Annotated in this window: 19 protein-coding genes; 11 read left to right on the top strand and 8 right to left on the bottom strand. The window is 55.2% G+C overall.

What is annotated here, in order from left to right:
- Positions 1-124: 124 nt before the first annotated feature.
- The 3 genes from xylA to SCARR_RS21475 form a co-directional block, all read right to left on the bottom strand.
- A complete protein-coding gene (gene xylA, locus SCARR_RS21485; RefSeq protein ID WP_136063694.1) occupies positions 125-1,453 on the bottom strand; it encodes a xylose isomerase in 1,329 nt (442 codons plus the stop codon).
- 63 nt (positions 1,454-1,516) lie between these two features.
- Positions 1,517-2,968 (bottom strand): sugar porter family MFS transporter, encoded by a 1,452-nt coding sequence (locus SCARR_RS21480; RefSeq protein ID WP_222846391.1) that lies wholly within the window; start codon positions 2,966-2,968, stop codon positions 1,517-1,519.
- Positions 2,969-2,978: 10 nt separating this feature from the next.
- The gene (locus SCARR_RS21475) at positions 2,979-4,454 is read right to left on the bottom strand and encodes a xylulokinase (protein ID WP_222846390.1); all 1,476 of its coding nucleotides are present in this window, start codon (positions 4,452-4,454) and stop codon (positions 2,979-2,981) included.
- Positions 4,455-4,552: 98 nt separating this feature from the next.
- On the opposite strand from SCARR_RS21475, the gene SCARR_RS21470 reads away from it, so the two are divergent.
- The 11 genes from SCARR_RS21470 to SCARR_RS21420 all read left to right on the top strand — a co-directional run bounded on the left by SCARR_RS21470 (position 4,553) and on the right by SCARR_RS21420 (position 14,227).
- Positions 4,553-5,449 (top strand): AraC family transcriptional regulator, encoded by an 897-nt coding sequence (locus SCARR_RS21470; protein ID WP_136063692.1) that lies wholly within the window; start codon positions 4,553-4,555, stop codon positions 5,447-5,449.
- Positions 5,450-5,491: 42 nt separating this feature from the next.
- Entirely contained in the window at positions 5,492-5,893 is a 402-nt protein-coding gene (locus tag SCARR_RS21465) for a zinc ribbon domain-containing protein (protein WP_136063691.1), read from the top strand.
- A gap of 102 nt (positions 5,894-5,995) precedes the next feature.
- Complete coding sequence (locus tag SCARR_RS21460) at positions 5,996-6,343, top strand: DUF1971 domain-containing protein (RefSeq protein ID WP_136063690.1); 348 nt, start codon at positions 5,996-5,998, stop codon at positions 6,341-6,343.
- 12 nt (positions 6,344-6,355) lie between these two features.
- Entirely contained in the window at positions 6,356-6,550 is a 195-nt protein-coding gene (locus tag SCARR_RS21455) for a hypothetical protein (RefSeq protein ID WP_136063689.1), read from the top strand.
- Positions 6,551-6,561: 11 nt separating this feature from the next.
- A complete protein-coding gene (locus tag SCARR_RS21450) occupies positions 6,562-7,176 on the top strand; it encodes a hypothetical protein (RefSeq protein WP_136063688.1) in 615 nt (204 codons plus the stop codon).
- A 1-nt stretch (position 7,177) separates the two neighbouring features.
- Positions 7,178-10,456 (top strand): PAS domain S-box protein, encoded by a 3,279-nt coding sequence (locus SCARR_RS21445; RefSeq protein ID WP_136063687.1) that lies wholly within the window; start codon positions 7,178-7,180, stop codon positions 10,454-10,456.
- Between the two features lie 2 nt (positions 10,457-10,458).
- Positions 10,459-10,833: a response regulator gene (locus SCARR_RS21440; protein ID WP_136063686.1), complete on the top strand. Its 375-nt coding sequence runs from the start codon at positions 10,459-10,461 to the stop codon at positions 10,831-10,833.
- Positions 10,834-11,070: 237 nt separating this feature from the next.
- Positions 11,071-11,793, top strand: coding sequence for a co-chaperone DjlA (gene djlA, locus SCARR_RS21435; protein ID WP_136063685.1), 723 nt, complete (start codon positions 11,071-11,073; stop codon positions 11,791-11,793).
- On the top strand, positions 11,793-12,332 hold the full coding sequence (locus tag SCARR_RS21430; RefSeq protein WP_136063684.1) for an NUDIX hydrolase: 540 nt from the start codon (positions 11,793-11,795) through the stop codon (positions 12,330-12,332). The genes djlA and SCARR_RS21430 overlap by 1 nt, the downstream gene beginning before the upstream one ends.
- Positions 12,329-13,312 carry a phosphotransferase gene (locus tag SCARR_RS21425; RefSeq protein WP_136063683.1) on the top strand — a complete coding sequence of 328 codons (984 nt, stop codon included), beginning with the start codon at positions 12,329-12,331 and terminating at the stop codon, positions 13,310-13,312. The genes SCARR_RS21430 and SCARR_RS21425 overlap by 4 nt, the downstream gene beginning before the upstream one ends.
- 72 nt (positions 13,313-13,384) lie before the next feature.
- Positions 13,385-14,227: a 3'(2'),5'-bisphosphate nucleotidase CysQ family protein gene (locus SCARR_RS21420; protein WP_136063682.1), complete on the top strand. Its 843-nt coding sequence runs from the start codon at positions 13,385-13,387 to the stop codon at positions 14,225-14,227.
- An 85-nt stretch (positions 14,228-14,312) separates the two neighbouring features.
- Here the strand turns inward: SCARR_RS21420 and SCARR_RS21415 are convergent, their stop codons facing one another.
- The 5 genes from SCARR_RS21415 to SCARR_RS21395 all read right to left on the bottom strand — a co-directional run bounded on the left by SCARR_RS21415 (position 14,313) and on the right by SCARR_RS21395 (position 25,434).
- The gene (locus tag SCARR_RS21415) at positions 14,313-15,758 is read right to left on the bottom strand and encodes a sulfatase-like hydrolase/transferase (RefSeq protein WP_222846389.1); all 1,446 of its coding nucleotides are present in this window, start codon (positions 15,756-15,758) and stop codon (positions 14,313-14,315) included.
- Between the two features lie 207 nt (positions 15,759-15,965).
- On the bottom strand, positions 15,966-16,682 hold the full coding sequence (locus SCARR_RS21410) for an SHD1 domain-containing protein (RefSeq protein ID WP_168433508.1): 717 nt from the start codon (positions 16,680-16,682) through the stop codon (positions 15,966-15,968).
- Positions 16,683-16,693: 11 nt separating this feature from the next.
- Positions 16,694-17,794 (bottom strand): hypothetical protein, encoded by a 1,101-nt coding sequence (locus tag SCARR_RS21405; RefSeq protein ID WP_136063680.1) that lies wholly within the window; start codon positions 17,792-17,794, stop codon positions 16,694-16,696.
- Positions 17,795-18,177: 383 nt separating this feature from the next.
- Positions 18,178-21,717, bottom strand: a complete 3,540-nt coding sequence (locus SCARR_RS21400; protein ID WP_136063679.1) for a beta propeller repeat protein — start codon at positions 21,715-21,717, stop codon at positions 18,178-18,180.
- Positions 21,718-22,065: 348 nt separating this feature from the next.
- Positions 22,066-25,434, bottom strand: a complete 3,369-nt coding sequence (locus SCARR_RS21395; RefSeq protein ID WP_136063678.1) for a hypothetical protein — start codon at positions 25,432-25,434, stop codon at positions 22,066-22,068.
- Between the last annotated feature and the right edge of the window lie 69 nt (positions 25,435-25,503).

Raw genomic sequence — 25,503 nt, 5'->3', positions numbered from 1 at the left:
TCTCAAGAGCTATGTTTAGTCCTTCTCCAACGCATCGAGGCCGGTCGCGTTCAAACGCTCGTCCACGCAAAACGGGGCAAGCCATTGGCTTGCCCCGCTGTTCCAAACATTGGAATAATGTTTGTTAGATGTACTGGTTGATGATGGACTCGTAGAGCTCCTGCTTGCCGCTGATCGGAGCAAGCTCTCCGCCGGCGGCGCCGATGGATGCGAGTTCTTCGAGGGTCAGCTTGCCGGCGGCAAAGTCGGCGCCTTTGCCTTCGCCAAAGGAGGCGTAGCGGTCGGCGCGCATCTTCTTATAAGGCGAATTGGCCAGCATCTTGTCGGCCACGACCAATGCACGGGCGAAGGTGTCCATGCCGCTGACGTGGGCGATGAAGATATCATCGAGGTCGGTCGAGTTGCGGCGGATCTTTGCGTCGAAGTTGGTTCCGCCGCCCTGGAGGCCGCCGGCTTCGATGATCACGAGCATCGCTTCAACGGTTTCGCGGATGTTGACGGGGAACTCGTCGGTATCCCAGCCGTTCTGGTAGTCGCCGCGGTTGGCGTCGATGCTGCCGAGCATGTTGTTATCGGCGGCCACCTGCAGGTCGTGCTGGAAGGTGTGCTGCGCGAGCGTGGCATGGTTGACTTCGATGTTGAGCTTAAAGTCGTCCTGCAGGCCTTGGGCATTCAGGAAGCCAACAACGGTTGCGGCGTCGAAGTCGTACTGATGCTTGCTCGGCTCCATCGGCTTGGGCTCAATGAGGAAGCTGCCGGTGAATCCGTTTGCACGGGCATAGTCGCGCGCCATGCGCAGGAAATTGCCGAAGTTGTCGAGCTCCTGCTTCATGTTGGTGTTGAGCAAGCTCATGTAGCCCTCGCGTCCGCCCCAGAACACATAGTTTTCGCCGCCGAGGGCGATGGTGGCGTCGATGGCGTTTTTGAGCTGCGCGCCGGCATAGGCCACGGTGTTGAAATCGGGGTTGGTGCCGGCGCCGTTCATGTAGCGCGGATTGGAGAACAGGTTGGCGGTGCCCCACAGCAGCTTGACGCCGGAAGCGGCTTGCTTCTCTTTAGCATAGTCGACAGCCACCTGCAGGCGGCGGCTGGATTCTGCAAAGTCAGCTCCTTCTTCAACCAGGTCCATGTCGTGGAAACAGTAGTACGGCGCACCGATCTTGGTGAAGAATTCGAACGCAGCATCCATTTTGTTCTTCGTGCGGGTGTCGGCATCAGCGCCGGCAAACCATGGGAAGACGTGGGTGCCGCCGCCGAACGGATCGCCGCCGGTGCCGCAGAACGTGTGCCAGTAGGCGATGGCGAAACGCAGGGTTTCCTTCATCGTTTTGCCGCCGACTACGGCGTTTTCGTCGTACCATTTAAAGGCCAGCGGGTTGTCGCTTTCGCGGCCTTCGAATCCGATTTTTCCGATGCCCGGAAAATATTCTGTGTTGCCAGTTACAATGCTCATGTTATGTCTCCATTTAGTTTTTGAATTTCAAATTCAGGTTTCAAGTTTCAGGTTTCAGATTTCCTATCCCTGCATTTCTTCCAGTTCGAGCCCCTTGGTTTCGTACACGAACTTGATTACGAAGAAGGTTGAGATGGCGGCAAAGATGGCATACATGGAGTACGCTCCTCCCAATCCAATCGATTCGTTGCCAAGCATCATTGGGAAGGTCTTCGTGATGGCATAGTTGGCCACCCATTGAACCAATCCAGCCACAGCGAGCGCTGAACCACGGATTTGGTTCGGGAACATTTCGCCCAACATGACCCACATAACCGGCCCCCAAGAGAAGTTGAAGAAGACCACGTAGAGGTTCGCGGCAATGAGTGCGGCTAAGCCGGTGCTTTTGGTAAGCATGAGGTCGCCTGCTTCATTGCTTCCGGCCTGACTAAAGATAATGGCTACGGCCGCGAGTGTGATGGTCATGCCGATCGATCCAATCAGAAGCATCGGTTTACGTCCGATACGGTCAATCACCAGAATACCGACGACAACAGCGCCGATACTAAGAGCTCCACCAATTACGTTAATGAGCAGGGCGTCGCTTTCCCCAAATCCGGCCGCCTGCCACATGACCGAACCATAGTAGAAGACCACGTTAATGCCTACAAATTGCTGTAGGGCAGCCAATCCGATACCGATCCATACCACCGGACGGAATCCAAATTTTCCTAGGATGTCACGGAAGCGTGGTTTGTGGTGATCCGAGGATAAAGTACCTTCAATTTCGTTATATTTATGTTCGGCCGAGTCACCCATAAGCTTGGTCAATGCATCCATGGCCTGCTCTTTTTTCCCAACAGCCACCAGGTAGCGCGGGCTTTCCGGAATGATGAGTAGTGCAAAGAAGAAGATGACGGCAGGAACGAGTTCCACCCAGAACATCCAACGCCATGCATCATAACCCATCGCAAAGACTGAGGTTGATCCTTTAATGGCGCTTATGTCTGCCCCTGCAGGAAGATTTGCAATCGCGGCGGCTTCTGCCGATCCAGCAATAAGGTAGTTGCTCAAAAAGGCAATAAAGAGCCCCGAAATAATTGCAACCTGCTGTAGTGATGAGAGCATGCCGCGATATTTTGCCGGCGCGACTTCAGAAATATACGCCGGAGCCAAAACAGAGGCAGCACCTACCGCTAAACCACCGACAATACGGTAGATAATGAATTCGGTAGAGCCCGTTGCAATTCCAGATCCCCACGCACTGACGCTGAAGAAAATGGCTGAAACCAATAGAATACTCTTACGACCAAAGCGGTCAGCCAAACGTCCGGCGGCAAATGCACCTGCCGCGCAACCGAGCAGCATGGAGGCTACGTTGCTGCCTACTTCTTGTGAAGTCAGGCTAAAAGCGGTTGTAAGCCCGTCAACCGTTCCATTAATTACCCCTGAGTCGAATCCAAATAGAAATCCGCCAATGGTTGCCACCATGGCAATCAATATAACAAAACCTGTCTTGTGTTTAGTTTCTGACATCCTTTCCGCCTCAGTTGATTGCTGCTTCCAGTTGCTTCTTCCACACCGCGTACGCTTCTTTGTAGCGGCCCTCGCCGGGCTCGACCACTTTCCGTTTTTCCAAGGTGCTGAACGCCTCTTCGAACGAGGCATAAATTCCCGCGCCAACGCCCGCGCCGCGCGCCGCGCCGAGGGAGCCGTCGGTTTCGTAGAGCTCGATCGTTGCGCCGCTGACGCCGGCCAGCGTTTGGCAGAATACATCGCTCATGAACATGTTGGCGAAGCCGGCGCGGATGGTTTTGAGCTCGATGCCGGTTTCGGCCATCACCTCCATGCCGTACATAAAGGAAAAGACGATGCCTTCCTGCACCGCGCGGCAAATCTGCGCACGGTCGTGGCGGTTGAAATCGATGCCGGCAATCTGTGCGCCGACATTGCGGTTGCCGAGCACGCGCTCGGCGCCGTTGCCGAAGGGCAGCATGGTTACGCCATCGCTGCCGATGGCGACCGACTTGGCCAGCACATCCATTTCCTTATAGGAAATGTCGCCTAGCAACCGCTTCGTCCAAGCGTTGAGGATGCCGGTGCCATTAATGCAGAGCAGCACGCCGAGACGCGGGTCGCTTCCATCGTGGTTGACGTGGGCGAAGGTGTTGACGCGCGATTGCGGGTCAAACTTTTTGGCGCCGGTCACGCCGTAGACGACGCCGGAGGTGCCGGCTGTTGCCGCGATCTCGCCGGGATTCAAGACGTTCAGCGAAAGCGCGTTGTTGGGCTGGTCGCCGCCGCGATAGGAAACCGGCGTTCCAGCGGCCAAACCAAACTCGGAGGCCGCGGCTTCGGAGAGGGCTCCCTGAATGCCGAAAGAGGGGACGATTTCGGGAAGGATGTTTTCATTAAAGTCAAACTGGTCGAGCAGGAATTTGGCGGGCGCCTCGTTTTGGAAGTCCCACATGATTCCCTCCGAAAGGCCGGAAGCGGTGGTACGGGCGTCGCCGGTGAGCTTCATGGCGAGCCAGTCGCCGGGCAGCATGATTTTGTCGATCTTCGCGAACAGCTCCGGCTCGTGCTCCTTCACCCAAGCGAGTTTGGAGGCGGTAAAGTTGCCGGGCGAGTTCATTAAATGGCTGAGGCACTTTTCGGAGCCGAGCGCTTCGAAGGCGGCCTGGCCGTATGGAACGGCGCGGGAGTCGCACCAAATGATGGCTGGGCGCAGCACGTTTTGGGTGGCGTCAACACAGACGAGGCCGTGCATCTGGTAGGCGATGCCGACGGCCTTCACCTCTTCGGGCTTGGCTCCGGCTTCTTGCATCGCATCGCGGACGGCGTCTTTTGCGCAGTCGTACCACAGCTGCGGGTTCTGTTCCGCGAAACCCGGCTCCGGCGATTCAATCTTTTGTTCCGTCTTCGGATAAAACGCGCTTCCGGCGCAGGTGCCGGTGGCGGCATCCAACAGCGACGCCTTGACCGACGAGCTGCCCACATCTATGCCTAATAAATAGTTCATTCCAAGTTCTCCGCTAAAATTCGATGGTGCAGTGTTCCAAACGCGGGAAACTAGCGCCTTGAATATTTTCCCAAATACCAGCACTATATTCCCACGCTATGAACTCAACAATTGCAGACGGAATTCACTATTTTGGCCTTGCGGGCTTTCCGATGGCGGTCCGGCGGGTATGCACTGACTCGGAGCATGCCCCTTCGCACCCGCACGATTTGACCGAAGTGGAGCATAGCCACGACTTTTGCGAACTGGTGATTGTGACCCACGGCAGTGCGATGCATATGCTCGAAGGAAACGAGTTTCCAGTGACCGCCGGCGACGTCTTTTTGCTGCAGGGCCGGCAGCGCCACTATTTTTATGACCGCCAGAATCTCGACCTGATCAACATTATGTACGATCCGGAAAAAATCGCGCTTCCAGAAAACGAGCTGCGGCGGATGCCGGGCTATTGCGCGATGTTCATGCTCGAACCAACGTTCCGCCGGCAGCACCGCTTTGCGAGCCGCTTGCATCTCAAGCGGGTGCCGCTGGCCCACGTTGAGCAGCTGGCCGAGGCAATGGAGCGCGAGTGCGACGACGAAATGCCGGGCCGCGAGGTCGCGCTGCGCGCCAAGCTGCTGGAACTAATGGTTTATCTTTCGCGCGCCTACACCAGCACCGACACCACCGAGGCCCACGCCCTGCTCCGCGTCGGCAACGTGATCGGGGCGCTGGAAAACGATTTTTCCAAGGATTGGAAACTCGACGAGCTGCTGCAGATTGCGCACATGTCGCGCAGCAACCTGATGCGCGTCTTCCGCAAGGCAACGGGGCAGACGCCGATTGAATACCTCGTGCGCCTGCGCATCCAGCGGGCAATGGAAATGCTGCGCAACACCGACCTAACGATCACCGAGATCGCGATGGAGGTCGGCTTTAACGACAGCAACTATTTCACCCGCCAGTTCCGGCGCGCCCTCGGCGAGTCGCCCCGCAGCTTCCGGCAGGGGAAGGCGTAGTTTTTTGTCGATTCAGCCCGGATTCGGCTTATGATGCGGCGTATGAAAACGTGCAGGGAATGTGGACACAATGTTTCGGAGCAGGCCATCGCCTGCCCAGAATGCGGCGCGCCGTATCCGGCCCGGGAAAAATGGGACGGCTGGGGCTTTGAATATAAAACGCAAACCACGCTGCTCGGGCTTCCGCTGGTTCATGTTTCATTCAAATACCGCCCCAACCGCGTTCCCGTTCCAGCGCGCGGCATCATCGCCATCGGCCAGTTCGGCATTGGAGTCATCACGATTTCGCAGTTCGGGATCGGATTGGTAAGCGTCAGCCAGTTTACGGTCGCCGGCTTCGCGCTGGCGCAGTTTGCCCTCGCCTGGTCGCTCATCGCCCAGATCGGAATTTATGTCGATCAGGGCGTCGGCCAACTGGTTTGGAAGCTCTCGGCGCTACTCTGAGGGCTGCGCCGCGCCAGCGAGCACCGCATCGAAATCCTGATAAACGGAAAGACATTCGGCTGGATTGCCTTTACACTGCGCCTTGATAACTGAGGAGTGTCTGTGAACTATCAGAACGCCGTATTGCCCGAAGGTGCCGTTTTAGCCGGCTCCACCAAGCTGATGAATCAGGAAACCGTGGTGCCGGGCATCCTGAAAAAACATCTCGCCCCAAAAGGAAAATGGGGCCGTCTCGTGGTGGAAAGCGGATCCCTTCAATTTGTCTGGGAGGATGATGCCGACAACGTGCTCGAAGCCGATGCCGGCCACCCGATCGTCATTTTTCCCGAACGCTTTCACCATGTAGTGATCACCGGCGAAGTCGAGTTCAGGGTCGATTTTTATGTGCTTAAACAAAAGGCCACTAATCCAGAGCTGCAGGGCGACCGCCCTGGAGCGGCCTTTCTTTAATTGGAGCATGTTATGGAATTTTTTGCACCAATGAGCACAACGGGTTGGATGGTGGTGGCGGCCGCTGCCGTAATCATCGTTCTGGTTTTGTTTGCCAAGGCCATCAAAACCGTACTGAAGTTTGCCGTAATCATCGTTATGCTCGTGTTCATCGTCTATTTTCTGCATCAGGCGGGAATCATCCAGATCCCAGGGATTGGAAACTAATGGAGCACACCGTGAAAAAATGGATCCTGATGGCCGCCTTGATGGCCGGACTCTCCGCCGGCGCCCGCGCCGACGACGGCATTCTGCTCCAGCGCATCGTTTCGCTGGAAAGCCGGCTCACCGAGCTGGAGGCCAAGTTGGCGCCGGTGCTGGAAGAGGAACGCGTGAAAGGCGTGGTGAAGCAGCAAAAGGCGCTCGCCCGCGAACGGATGATGATGGATGCCGAAATCTATCAGCGCCACGACCTCAATATTATTGAAAAACTCTACCAAACCATCAACGAAGACTGGACCTCGGAAAACGCCCGGAAGGCCGTTGACATCTTGAATGAGCGCTATCCGCGAGCCAACCGGACCGGGTGCGCCCTGCTCTATCTCGGCCAAATGACCTCCGGCAACGAGCAGCTCGACCACCTCAAGGCCGCCATCGAGAGGCATGGAGGCTGCCGCTACGACGACGGAGTCCAAGTAGGCGCCTATGCCCGACTGTATCTCGCCATGCGCCTCAAGAAGGACGGGAAGCACGAGGATGCCGCTGAACTCTTTGAGGAAATCCGCACCGCCTTCCCCGACGCCGTCGACCACAAGGGCCAGCTGCTCACCATCCATCTGAAAGGAATGGAATAACATGACGGAGCCGCCCAATTCCGGACTGGAACCGGAAGAATATTTCCAAGGCATTTTCAACGCCAGCGACGACGCCATCTTTATCCAAGACGTGGAAACCGGCCGGCGCTTCCTCGACATGAACGACCGCGCCATGCGGATGTACGGCATCACCCGCGAAAAACTGCCCACCTTCCACATCCGGGATCTGAGCGACGGCGTCGAGCCCTATTCCCAAAAGGATGCGGACGAGTGGAACCGCAAGGCCAAGGAAGAGGGGCCGCAAACCTTCGAGTGGATCGGGCGGAATGCCAAGGGCTCGACCTTCCCCTTGGAGGTGTACCTGCGGGTCGCCCAGATCGGCAAACAGAAGCTGCTCATTTCCACGGTCCGCAACATTACCGAACGCAAAAAAACGCAACGAACCCTCGAAGAATCGCAACGCAAGTTTCAGGCGCTGCTGAGCAACCTGCCGGGCATGGCCTACCGCTGCTCGAACGAATACAGCTGGCGCATGGATTTTGTCAGCCAAGGATCCGTAGAGCTAACCGGCTATGCCCCCGATGAAATCGTCAAAAGCGCTGCCGTGGCCTATGAAGACATCGTTCACCCCGAAGATCGGGATCAGCTGTGGACCAATATTCAAACCGCGCTTGAGAGCCGGAATCCCTTTGAGCAGGAATATCGGATTATAACCAAAGGCGGCGCCATCAAGTGGGTATGGGAACGCGGCTCGGGCCATTATTCCGAGCAAAACGAACTGCTGTTCCTCGAAGGATTCATCACCGACATCAGCGACCGCAAGCGCCTGCAGGACTCCATTGAACAACGGATCATCGCCCTGACGCAGCCTTTGGAAGGCGCCGGCAACATCGACTTCGACAACCTTTTCAGCCTTGAGCAAATCCAACGCCTGCAGGATCATTTTTCTTCGGCGACCGGCGTGGCCTCCATCATCACCCATCCCGACGGCACCCCCATCACCGAACCAAGCAACTTCACCCGCCTCTGCCACGAAATTATCCGCAAGTCCGAAATCGGCCGGGCCAACTGCTTTAAATCCGATTCCGTGCTTAGGCGCAGTTTCCCGCAAGGCCCCATGGTGCGGCCCTGCCTAAGCTGCGGCCTGTGGGAGGCGGGAACCCGCATCATGGTGGGTGGCCGGCATATTGCCAACTGGCTGATCGGCCAAGTGCGCGACGAAACCCAGCCCGAAGAACACATACGGGCCTATGCCCGCAAAATCGATGCGGATGAAGAAGCCTTCATGGAGGCCTATGCCGAAGTGCCCGTCATGTCCTCTGACCGCTTCAGTCAAGTGGCCAAGGCCCTCGACACCCTAACCAACCAGCTTTCCACTTCGGCCTATCAAAACATTCAGCAGGCCCGCTTCATCGCCCAACAGCACAAAGCCGAAAAGAAGCTTCAAGAGCTGACCAACATCCAAAGCCTGATTTTGAACAACAACAGCTTGGGCATCGCCTTGGTTGACCAGCGCAGGTTCAAATGGGTCAATCCCCGGCTGGGCGAACTGCTGGGCATCCCGGCGGAACTGCTTCGAGGGACTCCGGTCCGGATGCTCTACCCCAGCGACCAGTCCTATTCAGAAAACGGGAAAATCATCTATGACGAGCTGGGAAAGGGGCTTCGCGTTGATCGGGCCCTTGAACTCCAGCATCAGGACGGAACTCCGTTTTGGGGCCGCCTGATCGGCAAGGCGCTCAACCCTGCTAAGCCGCAGGAGGGGTCGCTCTGGATGCTGGAGGACATTACCGAACGCCGGGAATCGGAAATGGAGCTGACCCGCCTTTCCACCGTAATTACACAGTCGCCGGAAGCGGTGATCATTACTGAGCTGGACGGAACCATTCAGTACATCAATCCGGCGTTTGAAGCCGTATCCGGCTATTCCCGCGAGGAGGCCCTCGGGCAGAAGCCCAGTATTCTTAAGAGCGGCAAACAAAGCCCGTCGCTGTATGCCGCCCTGTGGGGAACCATCGAGGCCGGCCGCATCTGGGAGGGCCGTTTCGTTAACCGGCGAAAGGATGGCTCGCACTATACCGAAGAGGCCACCATCTCACCCGTCAAAGATGCCGAAGGGCGCATTACCAACTATGTGGCGGTCAAGCGCGACATTACCGAAGAGCTCATCCACGACGAAGAGCTTCGGCAGGCCCAGAAAATGGAGGCCGTCGGGCAACTTGCCGGCGGTATTGCCCACGATTTCAACAACATCCTCCAAGGCATTCTCGGTTTCAGCGAAATGCTGATCTCCGACACCAAAAAAAGGTCACAGCAACATGACAATGCATGCGAGATCCGCAAATCGGCCAAGCGCGCGGCTGAGCTCACGCAGCAGCTGCTCGCCTTCAGCAGAAAGCAGTCCACGCAATTTACGCGGCTCGATCTCAACAACACCATTCATGACTCGACCGCCTTGCTCGACATACTGCTGCGGAAAAAATACAAGCTGGTTCTCGATCTGCAAGAAGGGCTGCCTCCGGTTCATGCGGACCAAGGCCAGCTCTCACAAGTCATCATGAATCTCGCCGTCAACGCGCGCGACGCCATGGAGGAAGGAGGCCGGTTAACCATTTCAACCGCCTTTGTGGAGCTAAATGAAAAAGATGCCGGCTTCATCCGCGGTGCCAACTCAGGCGCCTTCGTGTGCGTGTCGTTCACTGATACCGGATGCGGCATGGACGATGATGTAATCAACCGGCTTTTCGAACCGTTTTTCACCACCAAGGAAGTCGGCAGCGGCACCGGCCTTGGACTGGCCGTGGTCTACGGCATCATCAAGCAGAGCAAGGGCTGGATCAATGTATACAGCGAAAAAGGCACCGGATGCTGCGTGAAGGTCTATCTGCCCGCCTTGATCAACCCGCAGCCACTCGGAGAGGATCAACCCCTCGCCCGCGAGGCGGACAACACCCGGATTCTGCTGGTCGACGACGATCCTGACATCTGCCGCATGGTTTCAGAAATTCTAAATACGGCGGGCTACCGCTCCGTTGCCGCATCCAGCGCAGAAGACGCCCTGGAAATCTTTGAAAAAGAGGGCGGGCGGTTCGATATGCTCATGAGCGACATGATGCTGCCCGTCATGTCAGGAGACGGTCTTGCCGATGCCCTCCGAAAAGCCAACCCCGACCTGCCGGTCCTGCTCTTCAGCGGATACTGCGACCAGAAAGAGCGCTGGCAGCATCTCGACCAGAACAGCTACCACTTCACCCCAAAGCCCTTTACCGTTAAAAGGCTGCTCGAAACCGTTCATCAAATCATAAACACCCCGGATTAACCATGGCTCTCATATTGATTATCGACGACGACCCCGTCATACAAAAGCTGTTCTCCCAATTTCTTGCCGGCAAGGGCTATCAAACCGCGCAGGCCGCCAACGGGAAAGAAGGCTTGCGGTTGATGGAGGAACGCACGCCCGACCTCGTGATTACCGACATCCTCATGCCGGAAATGGATGGACTTGAAATTCTCATGGCCATCCGCAGCCAGCGCGGCGACATACCGGTGATTGCCATTTCCGGCGGCATGCGTACCGCACCCATCAACTTCCTGCAACATGCCAAAGTCTTCGGCGCCCGGCATGTGTTTGAAAAGCCGGTCCCCCTCGATGTGCTGCTCAAGGCCGTCGAAGAGCTGCTGCAAGAGCAACCCTAGTAAACACGATCCCGTTCTACACATTGTTTACAGAAGAACGCAAAGCCCGCGAAGATCAAGTTTGCCCGTTTCTTTGCGCCCAGTGCATTCTTCTGTTAAATCCATGCCAGAAAAGTCTTTTAAACACAGGCGGCCGAGAATAGAGCCCTTCGCTTCTTGGCGGTGAAGCCGTCCATTCGCTAGAATGCGTGGTTTTAAATCAATGCGCCTCACAAATCACTCATCAGGAGTTCAGCTATGGCATGGACAGGAAAAATCATCGGCGGCGTGCTCGGCTCGCTGCTCAGCCCGCTGGGCACCGTAATCGGCGTGGCGATCGGCCACCAATTCGACAAAGGCGCAGACCGCGCCAAAATTACCGCGCAATCCTTTCAAGTCGCCTTTTTCGGCTGCCTCGCCAAAATGGCGCAGGCCGACGGGAAAATCACGAAAGACGAAATCAACGCCGTCGAGCAGATCATGGCTCGCTTTGGTTATGCCGGGCCGATGCGCGAAGCCGCCATCGGGATTTTCCGCCGTGCGAAGGACGATCCCCATACGGCCGCCGACTATCTCAACCAGCTTTCCAGCGTGACTCAATTCAATCCCCAAATCGCCATGACCTTCATCGCGGCGCTTCACGCCGTGGCGCAGGCCGACGGAGTCATCCACCCCAACGAGCGCGAAATCCTGCTGCAGGCTGAGCGCGCCTTCCGCATGCGCCCCGGAACCATTGATGCCCTGCTCGGCGGAGGCCGAAGCAATACGGCTACCGCGCTCGACAACGCCTACAAAGTGCTCGATGTTTCGCCCGAAATGACCGACGAGGAAATCAAAAAGATCTACCGCAAAAAGTGCGTCGAATTCCACCCCGACAAGCTCGCCTCCAAAGGCCTGCCCGACGAATTCATGAACTACGCCAACGAGCAGCTCGCCAAGGTCAACGAAGCCTACGACATCATCAAGAAGGCGCGCGGTTGATGCACCGCACCGACTTGCTTCAAAAGCTCGATGCCTATCAAAACGAGCGGCCCGATGAAGCCGCTGTGGCCCAGCGCCTCATCGATTTTGTTTCGGCGAATGCGGATTGTTTTGAGCGGCACCTTAAAATCGGGCACGTCACGGGTTCGGCATGGGTGGTCAATCAGGCAGGAACCCACGTACTGCTCACCCACCACAAAAAGCTGAACATGTGGCTCCAGCTCGGCGGGCATGCCGACGGCAATTCCGATATTCTCGGCGCAGCCACCCGGGAGGCCATCGAGGAGTCCGGGCTGGCCGGGCTCAAGCCGGTCAGCACTGATATTTTCGATATTGATATTCATCTGATTCCAGAACGCAAATCCGAACCGGCCCACAACCACCACGACATTCGGTTCGCCTTCCAAGCCTTGGAAACGGAAGAGTATGTCGTAAGCGATGAATCCCACGACCTCGCTTGGGCTGAAATCCAATCCTTGGAAAAATACACCACCGAAGAATCCATGCTGCGCATGGCGAGCAAATGGCTGGACCGATGAATCAACACTTTCAAGACATCACCCTTAATGCCACCGGCGCTGACCGGCTCATCGAATCCGAAGTGATTCAAAGCCTCTGGAGCGGGTACGGCAAGATCGTGCGCTGCAGGCTGGAAGGTTCGGAGCTCGACAGCGTGGTGGTCAAGCATGTGCATTGGCCGGACTCCAACCACCACCCGCGCGGCTGGAACACCAGCCGCTCGCACGAACGGAAGGTGAAGTCCTACCAGGTGGAAACTGCGTTCTATGAAGAATACGCCAGCCGCTGCGACGATTCGTGCCGCGTTCCAAAATGCTTCGCACTCGAAACGCATGGCGACGAGGTGTTCATGGTGATGGAAGATCTCGATGCCGCCGGCTACGACGGGCGGCGCAACCGTGTTACCGACGCCGAAATCAAGGCCTGCCTCTCATGGCTGGCCGGCTTCCACGCCGCCTTCATGGGCACGGCGCCGGACGGGCTGTGGGAAACGGGCACCTATTGGCATCTCGAAACGCGTCCCGATGAATTAGCCGAACTCGACGATCCCGCTCTCAAAGCCACTGCCGGTGCAATCGATCAAAAGCTAAGCGACAGCCCGTTTCAAACCTTCGTGCATGGCGACGCCAAGCTGGCCAACTTTTGCTTTTCGAGCGACGCCCGGGTGGCGGCGGTCGATTTCCAGTATGTCGGCGGCGGATGCGGTATGAAGGACGTCGCCTATTTTCTCGGAAGCTGTCTTTGCGAAGACGAGTGCGAGCGGCAGGAACAAAAGCTGCTCGATTATTATTTCCAATCCTTGGAAACCGCGCTTAAAGAAAATGGGAAGGCGGTCGACTTTCCTGCATTGGAAGCCGACTGGCGCGCGCTCTATCCGGTTGCTTGGACCGACTTTTTCCGCTTCCTGCAAGGCTGGAGCCCCGGCCACTGGAAAATCCACCGCTACAGCGAGCGCCTTGTCCGCAAAGTTTTGGAGCAAATCAAGCTTGGCAGCGAATGAATGTAAAGCAACGAATCCTTTCATGCGTTTTATTCGCTGCTTTACATTCATTCGTTGCTAACCTTTTGAGTTATGAACCTGAATTTTAAACATCTGAATGCCCTGGCTGAGATTGCCATTAGGGCGGCGCGGAAGGCCGGCAAACATATTTCGGAAACGCGCCCGATCAACGTCCAGCACAAGGAGGGCGGCGACACGCTCGCCTCGCAGGTCGTCACGGAAGTCGACCAGCAGGCGCAGGACATTATTCTTGAAACACTCGAACCAACGTTTGCCCAGTTTGATTTGGCGCTGCTGACGGAGGAGAGCGCCGACGACGAAAGCCGGCTGGCGAAGGATTATTTCTGGTGCATCGATCCCATCGACGGCACCCTGCCTTTCATCGAAAGCGTTCCGGGCTACGCGGTATCCATTGCATTGGTTTCGCGCAGCGGTATGCCGCAGGTTGGCGTGGTTTACGATCCGGTGGAACACACGCTCTACCATGCCATCACAGGGCAAGGCGCTTTTCGTGATTCCATGCCCTGGAATCTTCCCGAAGCCGGTTCCAAGGTCCGGATCATTACCGACCGCAGTGTTGCTGCTTATCCGTATTGCGGCAAAGTCGCCACCGCACTGAACGCCAGCGTGAAAGGCCAGGGCGGTGCCGTGATGAATGCGATCTGGTGTTTGGAAAATCCGCCGGCGTGCTACTTTAAGTTTCCTAAACCGGAAAAAGGCGGCGGTTGCTTCTGGGATTATGCCGCAACAGTTTGCATTTATAATGAGCTCGGTGCGATTGCCACGGATATGTCCGGAAAACCCATGAGCCTGAACCTTCCCGAATCCATCTACATGAATCCCTTTGGCATTCTGTATGCCACGGATAGCAAACTTGCGCAAAAAATCATTGCCCTGAAGGAGACGCTGTCATGAAACGAATCTTATACCAAATTCAGATGGCTTTTGATTTGAAACGGCCAGCGCCACCAGCACGCCAAGCATCAGCGGAATTTTCATCCTAATCGAGTTCGTGATCGTTTTGCCGGACCATCTCGGAAGCGAGCGCTTCTTTCATCGTTTTAAGGCGTTCTGCATATTCAGGGTTTTCGGCAAGGTCGTTCATTTCGTTCGGATCCTTCGCCACATTGAAGAGCCGGTATTTGGACGCCTTGGGATAGTGCATCAGCTTCCAATCGCCCTGCATAACGCAACGCTGCAGGTTTTTATACGCCCCATAGATCACGTCCCGGCCCTTTTGGGTTTTGCCCGTGATGAGCGGCAGCAGGCTTTGGAAATCGACCTCGTCCGGCATGTCCGCGCCGGCCAGCTCCAGCGTGGTGGGCATGATGTCCTGAATATAGACCCGCTCGGTGATGCGCTTTCCGGACTCAAGCCCGGGGCCGTTTACGATCAATGGCGCACCCAAGCTATGCTCGTACATGTTCTGCTTGCCGATCAGGCCGTGATGCCCGATGGCCAGGCCGTGGTCGGCGGTGTAGAAAATATAGGTGTTGTCGAGCTCTCCGCTCTTTTCCAGCGCTTCCAGAATTTTTCCGATCTGCACATCCATGTGGGTGACCAGTGCATAGTATTCCTGCCGGTTCACCTTGACCGAATATTCCGTACGAGGGAATGGGGCCAGCCGGGCATCACGCAGACTTTTACCGCAGCCGATGTCGTCGGCATAGGGATAGAGCGGCTGGAAGTTTTCCGGAAGCTTAATGCTCTCGATCGGATACATATCGACAAATTCCTTGGGGGCCTGACGCGGATCGTGCGCCGCGTTGAAAGCGATATACATGAAGAACGGCTTGTCATCTTGGGACGCTTGGTCGATGAAGCCGATGGCTTCGTCGCGCAGAACCTCGCTCCAGTGGGTGCCGCCTTCCCAGAAACCGCCCTTCGACTTGTCCCAGGGGAGCCAGTTCTTGTCGTTCTCGTCCAGCGGACGGTTGTATCCTTCCGGCGTCTGCTTCGGCATGCCGCCGCGCTCGGTCCCCACCACATCGAACACCTGTTTCGCCGAAAACATGCTTACGTGCCACTTGCCGGCAAAATAGGTGCTGTAGCCGGCATCGCCGAGCTGCTGGCTCCAGGATTTTATCTGCCCGGGAAACGGCTTGTTTTTGTGTGTCTTTTTCCATTTGGCCGACTGCTTAATCAGATCGTTGCAGTTCCAGACATAGCGACCGGTGTTGAACATGTGCCGGCTGGCCACGCAGACCGCCCCGCTCCACGACCCCATGTTGTAGGCCCGCTTGAAACTGACGCCGCCAGCCACCAGCTTGTCCAGGTTCGGCGTTTTTACCTCCCCGCCGATGCATCCGATCGTTTCCCAGCACTGGTCGTCAGCCAGAATAAAAAGAATATTGGGTTTCTTTGCCGCGGCATCAGCCATCGGCGCCGTACAAGCCGCGACCCCCAGCAACAGAATCATCGTTTGTTTAGTTTGCATCTTCATCATCACCAACCACCTTTTATAAACTGGTTCAGACCGGGATGGAGACCTATCTCACCCCCCGGCAGAACGTACTTTTCGATTTCAAAAACTAGACGAAACGCAGAGTCGGCATTCCGTACAAGGGACACTTAAAGCGGAGCCGTTCAGGGCATGAATCAAATAAAAAGCCGCTGCTGATGACTCAGCATCGGCTTGCATGTCCCGAATGAATTAATAAAAGCGTCTGGGCCGGGTTGGCCAAGTGCGCTCCCCGTTTTCATCAAACGTTTTTCCCACAGGCAGCGTTCGCAGATTATCGGCTATCTTAAACCACTCTTCTTTCTTTGCCTTGTAAGCAACCACTTCGCCCCGCGAATCGGTAACAATAACCATATACCCATTGTATGCATCTCCACGCAGCTGGCCTACCAGTATGAATTCGGTCGCCGTGATCTCATCCGTCGTCACCTCAAACAGGCTTGCACTGCCTTGTTCAAGATAGAACTGCTCCTTCTGATAGTGAAACAGGATGCTCTTATCCCCGGCATTTTCATCGCCAATAATGAAAAGCTCAACCGTCAGCGGCTTAGTGTATACTTTGCTGGAGGTCTGTTTGATTTTGACGGTAAATGTATAAAAGGTCTGTCGCGGAAGTTCATCATCATTATAGGTCGGAGGATAAGTGCGCTGCTCAGTCGTCTTGCTCACCGAAACATCAAGCGCCGGCGGATTGAGCAACTCAATATACTCCAAATCTTCATCCGAAAACTGCACTTCAGGGATTTTAACAATCTTTCCCTTTTTGTTTTTCAGTGTAATATTCAACCCGCTATAGGTCGCAAACTCGGCCTCCAGGGTTTTTCCATCCTTAAAGGTCCAGACGCGCATTTCAGCCAACACGCACTGGCACAACATGATGCCCGATATAATTGAAACTAGTTTAATCATGATGCCCTCTTCTAAAAATCGCGGAAAACCGGCCCGTTGGTAAGGACGCATTCGCCTTCGGGCAGAAGTTTATAAATTTCTTCCAGCATATCTCTCGAGAATTCTTCCGTTTTAAACGCAGGAAGTATTGGCCCGCCTTGGCGGCTTTTCGGATACTCCATGCCTTCGACCTCCACCAGAAGAATAATCCCCATTTGCCCGCCGGTATATTCCCCGAAAATAACTTTCATGTCCTTCGGCTCACCGGCTTTAAGATCAATCCATTCGCCTACTTTCATTAGCTGATTCCCACAGAAATACTGATCTGACTGCCCCGGTTCCGGCGACGTCCAGTGCGTCAGATAATCCAAACGACCGTCCCAGCCGTTAATGAGCACCGTTTCGTCATCCACGGTCACCACGCAATAGGCGTCTCCCGTCCCCCAGAAGCGAAAACGGATGTCATCCTTGTAGACCAGCTTTCCTGTATATTTCACCAAGAAGAAAAAGCTGGCCGTTTCCGGCGACCCGTAGACATCCGGAGCCATGGGCGACGTGATGGGCGGAATCATGAAATGGGTGGTAAAGAGCTTGTTGGGCGCCCTGTAATACCGCCCGAGAAGCGACTCTTTCATCTTTTCCCGCGCCAGCTTTCCCACAATCGTCATGTATGGATCCTGCTCCATGGAAATGGTGCCGCCGCGACGGTCCCGCTTGAGGTCGTAGAACCGGCCTTCAAAATCGTTGCCGATGCTTTGATTGCCGCCAAATACGCTGACTTGGCTCAAATCGGGCATGATTTCGAAGCCGCCGATCCCGCCGGCCAGCCCATCGCCCATGCCGGACATTTCCGGAAGTTGGATATCGGGCATGCTCGCGCGCTTGACGCGGGTTACGATGCGCGTAGTGGGCTTGGGCTTGGAGCTTTTCCGAACCTTCACCTTCGGTTTTTTCAGATTCATCTTCGGGCGTTCGACCGCTTTGGGAGGAACAAACTTTTTTTCCTCCTTCTTCACCACGTTAAACACCACGAGCATGCCAGCCAGCAAAAAAGCCGCAGCATGAACCAGCAAGCTGACCACAAAACCGCTTGGAGCCCCTTTGACCACTCCCTTTTCTTTTTTATTCAGCATCAACTCTCTCCATCTCTACTTTACAACCGGCTGCCGTCCAAAAAACCTCACGTCCGTCACTGGGGAAATGGTTAATGAAGGAACCTAAAACTCTGACTTCCTACAGTGTAACATGAGATTAGCAGCAGACAACCAATTAATAAACGACGTTTTCTTAACCCTTATTCTCATGTTCCGGATGGCACTTCCTTAAGCATGACCACCCCATCCAAATAGCAGGAAAAACGCTTGCGATGCAACGCATTTCGATGCCTTCTTGGCGGTTTCTTCGGAGCCCGCAGCCAACGGGCCGTACGCCAACCGTACCGCGCTCCCCGCAGAGACAAGTTGTTGAGAAATCCATGCAAACAGTCCTTAAGAAAGTGCCATTTGTTTCATGTCCCCTACTCCATTTCCACATTGATGCGGTAGAAGCGGTTCGAGAAAATTTCGCTATCGCTGATTTCCAGCGGATCCCCCGTGCCAGAAACTCCGTTGGTGAACTCCGTCCAGCCGGACAGGAGATCGTCGGTCATGTCCACCGAATAGAGCCGGTTCAGCACCGAATCGAATACGAGGCGGCCCGCGCTTCCCTCATTGGGCGCCAGATCCACTCGGAAAAAGCTTTCGGTGATGCTCGGATCTGTGCCGGCAATGTATTCCTGATTGGCATCGAAGCCGTCTTCATCCGTATCCGCTAAGCGGTCGGTCTGGCCATAATCTTCCATCCAGTCCCAATAGAGCGGTTCGTTCGGCTCTCCCGTGAACAAAGGAGAAATATCCGCCCGGAAAAAGCCCGTTCCGTGGTTGCTCATCCATAGAACATTCTTGTCGTACGGATCCGGTTCAACTTTTCGGATGCCGTCCGGCTGGCCGTGGCTGCTGTTGATCTTGAACCAGTTGGCGCCGCCATCAATCGTTACATAGAGCCCCGGATTCCGTTGCCCGACCGTGGTGTTTTTATCAACGTTAACGGTAATAATATCGGGATCTGCAAGCGAGGGGGAAAAGTGGCGCAGGTATGGCATATCAAACAGCAGATGCCAGGTTAAGCCGCCATCTTGGCTGATATAGCCCCCGCCGGTTGAGCCATTATAGTCGCCGCAAGCGATGTAAATATATCCGTTCGGATGCGCAACCACATCATTCACACTCCGGATCCCCGACGGAATTGTTACAGCGCTCCAGCTGGCTCCGCCGTTCGTCGTTTTATACAGCCCGCCGGGATCATTGTTATGCGTTTCATTGAGGGCGGCATAGAGTATCAACGGATTGAACGGATCCATGGCCATGCGATAGACACTCCTGTTGGCCGGAATGCCGTTGGTAATCATGCTGAAGCTGCCCCCGCCATCGGTCGACTTATAAATCCCCTGCCCGAAGTCTTCCGTATCCCCGTCAAACTTCCGTCCGTTGTTAACGAAATTCCCGGACCATCGTTCCCACTCGGAAAACGGAATGCAGAAATAGATATTGTTTGTATTCTGATGGTCAATCAGAAGGGAACGCGAATCGAGCACATCGTTTCCATTGGGAAAAGAGATTGGTGTGGAAAGCGTTGTCCATGCATCGCCCCCATCAGCTGAAAAGAGAAGTTCGCCTTTCATGTTCTGCCGGAACGGAATCATGTAAACGTGATCCGGATTCTGCGGAGCCGTTGCGATGGTTGATATCGACAGCGGACTGTTGTCCGAGATGCTTTGCCCGGTGAGCTGTTCAACGGCAATGGCGCCGGGATAGACGAGGTCGCCGTCATCCGTGTTGCGCCAAAGTCCGTGCTCGCCGCAGCCCCAGAGATAGGTGCCCGGCGTTCCCGTATCCAGGCAGAAGGTTTCGCCGGGCAGGTTGCAGTCGCCGCGACCCACCCAATGACCGCTGCCGGGCGCCGTCTCATCATCGTCAACCTGGTTCCAGGTGACGCCATAATCGGTTGAGCGCATCACCTGTTGGGCAAAACAGGTGTAAACCTCACCAAGCGGGTTGCAGAACACAAAGCGCGGGCCGGACTGGGTGTTGTCGTTTTCGCGATGCTCCCGGTCCACATGGGCAAAATTCGCATTCATGCCCATCGGCTGGCCACGAGACTGCCAGTAGGATTTATTCACTTCATTGATCCAGTACGGCCCTTCGCGGGCGGCGGCGATCCAGTTGGCCCCGCCGTTATCGGTCATCCAAATGTTTCCGGGCGGAAAGGCATAGTCGTGCTTATAGTTGTGCGAGAGATAGATGCGGTCCTTGTCGGTCGGATCCACGGCGATACGAGTAAACTGGCTGAAGGTATTCGCCGGAAATGCGGGAAAGTTTGTTTTTGCATACTCCGTGGATTCCTCCAGCCACTTGCCGATAGCCCAGAAATATTTTTCCCTGTACCCGTAAGAGCTCGGGCCGATCACGCTCATGTCAATGCCGAGGTTTCCGGTTAGGTTGACCCAGTTGGTGCCGCCGTCTGAACTGCGGTAGACCCCGCCGGAGGTGTCGATGGTGTTGCCGTTCGGCGTATAATGAGTCACTTCCAGCACGTAGAGCAGGAATTCATTCGCACCGTCATAGTAGAATCCCATGTCGCGCGGCTGGTTGTGCGGCAATTGGGCATGCCCCTCCACTAGAGCCCAGCTCATCCCGCCATCTTCGCTCTTGTGAACACCATACTGGGTGGACGCATACACAACGTCGGAGTCGCGCGGGTCCACGATGATTTTGCTGAAATCTTCATCGCCGTTCGGAAAAAGAACCTTTGTCCATGCCTGCCCCTTATTGGTGGACTTAAGGATAAAGCCGGCGGAATAGTTGCCGTCGGAGGAATAATAAAGCCCGTTTTTGGTGAAATGCGTATCTTTAATCATCCAGTGCTGGCCGGCCCCGATATACCACACATTGTCGTTATTCGGATCCACCGTCATCACGCTGTTCATCTGAGAGTTGGGGTTCGGGAATATATCCACCAGGAAATCCCAGCTGCGGCCGCGATTGGTCGTTTTATAGATCCCCTCCTTGGCCATCATCAGTCCAAAATCCGGATCCTGATACGAAAACTCGATGCCGGTAACGCCGCCGGGCAAACCGTTTCCATCAATCTCTTTATAGCTGGTCCAGTATTCGCCCCGGTTCAGGGTGACATGCCCGTTGCCCATATCCAACTGGGTATACATCGCATTCGGATCGCCGTTGTTAATCCAAAACTTGTCGATGTAGCCCGACATGCCGGGACCAAACTGCTGCCACTTAACCAGCGGCGTGGAAAAAACAGTTCCGGCTTTCAGCGCGCTGAAATATGCACTGTTCAACGGCGGAAGCGGATCGGCCGGCGATACGATCTCCAGCCTGATGTTGTCCATGTACATGAAATCAGCCGCAGCGACGGCACCGAAACTTGTACCGTCGAGCTGTTCAATGAAAAGGAAGGGATAGGCCGTATCCGCATCACCGGTCGAGTTCGGATTTTTAAAGTTCGCCACCGTATCCGTATAGGTAATCGTGTATTGGCCCGTTGCCGTCACGGCTGAATCTCCAAAGGTTGCACCGTTGCCGGCAGCACCGCTGGTCTCAAGGCGAGGATTGAACTTAAAAACGGGAAGAACGGTATTGCTCGGGAGATAGATGTCGGCCGTCATAGTCACGGTGTCCGTGTCGTCAACCGCAGGGAAGGTGATTGGGTTGGCAACGCTGCGAACCGCAGCATAGTTGTTGCTCTCGACCGAAAGGCGAATAAAGTTCCCCGAAGCCAGCGTAAAGGCCTCCGCCGCTGCCGGATCGGTTGATGAATCAACAACAATGCACGAAGCCGCGTTGGCCGTCTCAATCACCGTGCCCGCAAGAGCTTCGTTGTTGCCGGATGTATCAGAAAGCGTCGCACCCGAGAAATCCTCGCCCCAGATCACCGCTGCCGGTGATGACAACGACCATCCAACAAGGCATAAAATTAATGTCCGCAGTTCAATTTTCATTCTAGCTCCAAACTGGCCGTTTTAAAAATCTCGCACCCCTTCACGCGACCTATCATTCGCTCCCTACAAAGGGAGGAATAGGTCGAGGGTCTATTTAACCTGATTAGCTGTAAAATTAGCCCGCCGAACCCCCATTAGCAAGAGCCATTGTTTACGTAAACATTTCGAGGAGATCCGAGCCGCACACTTGTTCCCCGCAAGCGGGGCTTGATCCAAAGAAAGCCCTTTTGCAGTACAAAAGGGCCCTCTTTTCTGTTTTTCATCTAAAACCCGGCGGGATCATCAATAAACGCCGGCGGATGCGGCATGCCCCTGCACCGCGGGCGGTGCAGGGAATGCTGTACATTACTACTCAACCTGCAGCTGAATAAACTTCGCGTCCAAATCGGCCGGGATGGAGTTCGTGACTGATTTCCAGTAGTAATCAATGTTTGCCGTGCCGGCAACCGAGGTATTGGTTCCCAGCGTGCCGATAACCAGGTCATCGGTCGTTTCCACCGTATAGGTGATGCCACTATTCGGATCGCGCAGTTCGTTATGCACGTAACTGAATCCACCGCCCTCTTCAGCGAACACCTGCAGGGCTCCGACATCGTTTCCGTCCAGCGGATCGCCGCCGAGGCCATACTCCCAGGCATTGTCCTTGCCGTCGCCGTCCGGATCGTCGGTCGCGCCGTCGATTCCGTTGGTCAGACCGTTGTTGCCGGCCCAGTATTCATACGACGGAATGGAGCCCGAAGAAGAATAGATCAACTGGTACGGCTTCCATTTTGTGATACCGACGCAGAACCAACCGATGGCATTCACATTCGTGAAAGAGTCATTGTTGCTGGTATCAAAGGTCCCCGGATCCGTGAACCAAGTGCCAGGTGTAATGGTGACCTCTGCCCACGCATCAGCATACAGGTTTGCAATCGTCGTTTGGTCTGGCGCTGCCAGCGTACCGCTGAGCAAATGCGTCTGACTCACATACCATGTGTCGCCATTACGGATGGCGATACGGTGCGGTTTGTCGTTTGCACTGATCTGATTGGCAAAGACAACCGTATGCGTATCTACGGTCAGGTCAATGCTAGCGGAAGGCTCGGCAAAGTCGGTTGACTTCACATACCAAAGCGCCTCGGCCTGAGTGCCGGCCGTGGTGAACTCGAAGTGATCGCTCTGCGTTCCGTTAATTACCTGAGCTCCTCCTTGGCGAATCCGGTAGCCGGTGGTTCCTTTCGCGCTCGTGATATCGGGTTCGATCGTATTCACCTGCGAGAGGCCATACATCGGCGCAGCCGACCAGCCACCCATGCTCGATGTAACAAACGGCGTGGACGAGTAATCAATGTAGGTAACCTCGTTGCCCACATTGGTCTGCAATCCTGTGGTCTGGTCCAGATTCACTGAAGAACTGATCAGCGTCGAATCGGAGCCTAGGCCATCGATATTGATTTGCGTGATCAAGGCAATCGGCGTTCCTTCCTTTTCTTCCGAATCGTCGGAGTCGGACGGGAAGTTAGCCCGAACCGTGTAATAGCCCGGTACGCCATTGAAACGCGGTGAATCCAAATAAGTCAGGGCGGTCAAGCCGCCGGCAACTGTAATCTGGTCGCCTCCCGATGTTTCAGCAAACAGCACGTCATAGTCGTCCGCTTCATAGGCCACATCCCAGGTGATCGACACACTGCGGTCGCCGCCGATGGTATCAACATTACCTGGAGCTGAGATTTCCGGAAGGTTGTCTGCGGTGTGCGTCACGTTCATGTCCTGAATCGTCACATTAACCAGCTCCGTATCTGCGGCGAGCTTCGCCTTGTAATAATGGCCCATGGCAAAGTTGGAGGCAGGGCTGTCATACATGGTTTGCTTGGTTTTGAGCGAATAGGGGACAATCGTCTGCATATCACCGAAAGCACCGCTAACCAGGTTCGATAGTGTGGCTGTTGCCTGGTACTCTCCGTCAACGGTGGTCTTCCGGATTTTCCAGCTATATCGAATGGGATCGGACACCAAGTCCGGCGCCGCCGGATTATCGGGATCCCAACCGGTTTCCGTGTTGCCGATCAGCACTGCCAGACGCGTATCGTCTGCATCGTTGCCATCCTCGCCGAACAACGCAACCAGCTTACCATTCGCACGCACCAGCAAGCTCATCAGCGCCATTTGATCGTTGGCTCCGCCGCTGAGGATCAATGGAGCATCCTTGTCGGAAGTGACACCGAAGGCCAGCACGGACTGGTTTGAAATAAGCGCCACATTCGTACCAGACGATGCCTCTGCGGACACCACGAAGTCGATAGAGCCTTCCCAGGCATCATTCTTCAAGTTGTCCATCAACTTGTCGAGATAGACGGCGTTGCCGGTATTCGTGCTGAAGTTGGCGGCGGTGCTGACGGTGTCAATTGCAGAATCTGAGGTTCCGGAATTGATGACGTTGAACGCATTGTTGGAACTGCCCAAAACCTGCTTCCAGCCCTCTTGGCCTGCCAGGTCTGCGTTGGCATAGCCGATAAAGTTGGTATCAACCAGCGTACCCGTGAAGATGGCCTGCGGCGTACCAGATGCTTCCAGCGAGTTGGTGGAATTGGAAAGTCCGGGGAAGACCGACTGTACAACATAGTAATATGTGGTGTCGTTCACTACCGTAGTATCCAGCAGCGACGTTCCGGTCACATTGGTCAACGCAGCACCGTAAGAATCGCTGGTTTCGGAGCGGAATACATCGTAGCTGCCGGCTTCTGCAACAGAGTCCCAGCTGAATGTCACCTGCGCATCGTACGGCGATGCGGCTACGCCTGAAGGCGCGGTGATTGCAGGAGGAACGGATGAGGTCACGACGCTGAGCGCATCGATATCGATATCGATCAAACCACCGATCTGATCATTATATGCCTGCGAAGAGCGTCCGTGCGCAACCTTAACATCAGCGGCGTTGTAGAAATTCGTAGAATAGGATGATTCCACTACTCTGTTCGTTGTCGGTCCGACAAGTTCCAGACCGTTAAAACTGAAGCCGGTGTTCAGATTGGTGATAATTGCCGATGCAGTATAGGTGTCGGCATTGCGGGTTTTGCGGGTCGTCATGATAAGACGTAAATCATCGGTCTGATAGTCTGCAGTAACCGCAGTGCCGTCATCCATGACTGCTTCCGGAGCCCAGCCGATGTTTTCCGGCTTGATCTGCAGGATACGTTTATCGGATTGGTCGCCCGACTGGAAATTCACATCCAGACGTCCGTTTTCCGCACGGGTACGTAATACAAAACAAAGGTCGTTCCGATCAAATTCGCTCAACCCGTTTGTGGTGGAAGCGGTAAGACCCACATAGAAAAACTCCGCGTTCGGCATGGCGATGCCGGCAGCGCCGCCATCGGGAATGGAAAAATTGAAATCCATAGTTGTTGTCCAGACCTGGTCGTCGGCATTGCCGGCGGAAGCTTCGTTCAAGTATACAAAGCTGCCGTTGGTCGTCGTCAGGAAATCACTGTCGGTTCCTACCGTGTCAACCCAACTGGCATTGTCGACATTAAAGGCAACCTGACCCAGTTGGTTTGACTGGCCCACAGGAAAAGGAACACCGTTGGTTTCAGTATTCTGCAGTGCAGTCCAATTGTTCTGATTGGTGAGATTCCCGACGGAGTAACTCCCCGCCGTGTTGTCGAATATAGTTTGTCCCTGAGCAACAACAGCCAATCCAGCTGCCAGCATCAAGGTTCCGATGATCTTTTTCATGTCCTGCTCCTCCGCTTCCGGGCCACGCGCCCCCTGCAACATACAGAAAACTATTTACGCGACCGTTAA

Source organism: Pontiella sulfatireligans (genome assembly GCF_900890705.1).
Classification (GTDB): Bacteria; Verrucomicrobiota; Kiritimatiellia; order Kiritimatiellales; family Pontiellaceae; genus Pontiella; species Pontiella sulfatireligans.
The sequence above is the reverse complement of the archived record's forward strand: the minus strand, read 5'-3'. Positions and strand labels throughout refer to the sequence as shown.

What these genes read in the sequence shown, in the direction of transcription:
- xylA (WP_136063694.1), bottom strand. Translation starts at nt 1,453, where the DNA reads ATGAGCATTGTAACTGGCAACACAGAATATTTTCCGGGCATCGGAAAA.
- SCARR_RS21480 (WP_222846391.1), bottom strand. Translation starts at nt 2,968, where the DNA reads ATGTCAGAAACTAAACACAAGACAGGTTTTGTTATATTGATTGCCATG.
- SCARR_RS21475 (WP_222846390.1), bottom strand. Translation starts at nt 4,454, where the DNA reads ATGAACTATTTATTAGGCATAGATGTGGGCAGCTCGTCGGTCAAGGCG.
- SCARR_RS21470 (WP_136063692.1), top strand. Translation starts at nt 4,553, where the DNA reads ATGAACTCAACAATTGCAGACGGAATTCACTATTTTGGCCTTGCGGGC.
- SCARR_RS21465 (WP_136063691.1), top strand. Translation starts at nt 5,492, where the DNA reads ATGAAAACGTGCAGGGAATGTGGACACAATGTTTCGGAGCAGGCCATC.
- SCARR_RS21455 (WP_136063689.1), top strand. Translation starts at nt 6,356, where the DNA reads ATGGAATTTTTTGCACCAATGAGCACAACGGGTTGGATGGTGGTGGCG.
- SCARR_RS21445 (WP_136063687.1), top strand. Translation starts at nt 7,178, where the DNA reads ATGACGGAGCCGCCCAATTCCGGACTGGAACCGGAAGAATATTTCCAA.
- SCARR_RS21440 (WP_136063686.1), top strand. Translation starts at nt 10,459, where the DNA reads ATGGCTCTCATATTGATTATCGACGACGACCCCGTCATACAAAAGCTG.
- djlA (WP_136063685.1), top strand. Translation starts at nt 11,071, where the DNA reads ATGGCATGGACAGGAAAAATCATCGGCGGCGTGCTCGGCTCGCTGCTC.
- SCARR_RS21430 (WP_136063684.1), top strand. Translation starts at nt 11,793, where the DNA reads ATGCACCGCACCGACTTGCTTCAAAAGCTCGATGCCTATCAAAACGAG.
- SCARR_RS21425 (WP_136063683.1), top strand. Translation starts at nt 12,329, where the DNA reads ATGAATCAACACTTTCAAGACATCACCCTTAATGCCACCGGCGCTGAC.
- SCARR_RS21420 (WP_136063682.1), top strand. Translation starts at nt 13,385, where the DNA reads ATGAACCTGAATTTTAAACATCTGAATGCCCTGGCTGAGATTGCCATT.
- SCARR_RS21415 (WP_222846389.1), bottom strand. Translation starts at nt 15,758, where the DNA reads ATGATGAAGATGCAAACTAAACAAACGATGATTCTGTTGCTGGGGGTC.
- SCARR_RS21410 (WP_168433508.1), bottom strand. Translation starts at nt 16,682, where the DNA reads ATGATTAAACTAGTTTCAATTATATCGGGCATCATGTTGTGCCAGTGC.
- SCARR_RS21405 (WP_136063680.1), bottom strand. Translation starts at nt 17,794, where the DNA reads ATGCTGAATAAAAAAGAAAAGGGAGTGGTCAAAGGGGCTCCAAGCGGT.
- SCARR_RS21400 (WP_136063679.1), bottom strand. Translation starts at nt 21,717, where the DNA reads ATGAAAATTGAACTGCGGACATTAATTTTATGCCTTGTTGGATGGTCG.
- SCARR_RS21395 (WP_136063678.1), bottom strand. Translation starts at nt 25,434, where the DNA reads ATGAAAAAGATCATCGGAACCTTGATGCTGGCAGCTGGATTGGCTGTT.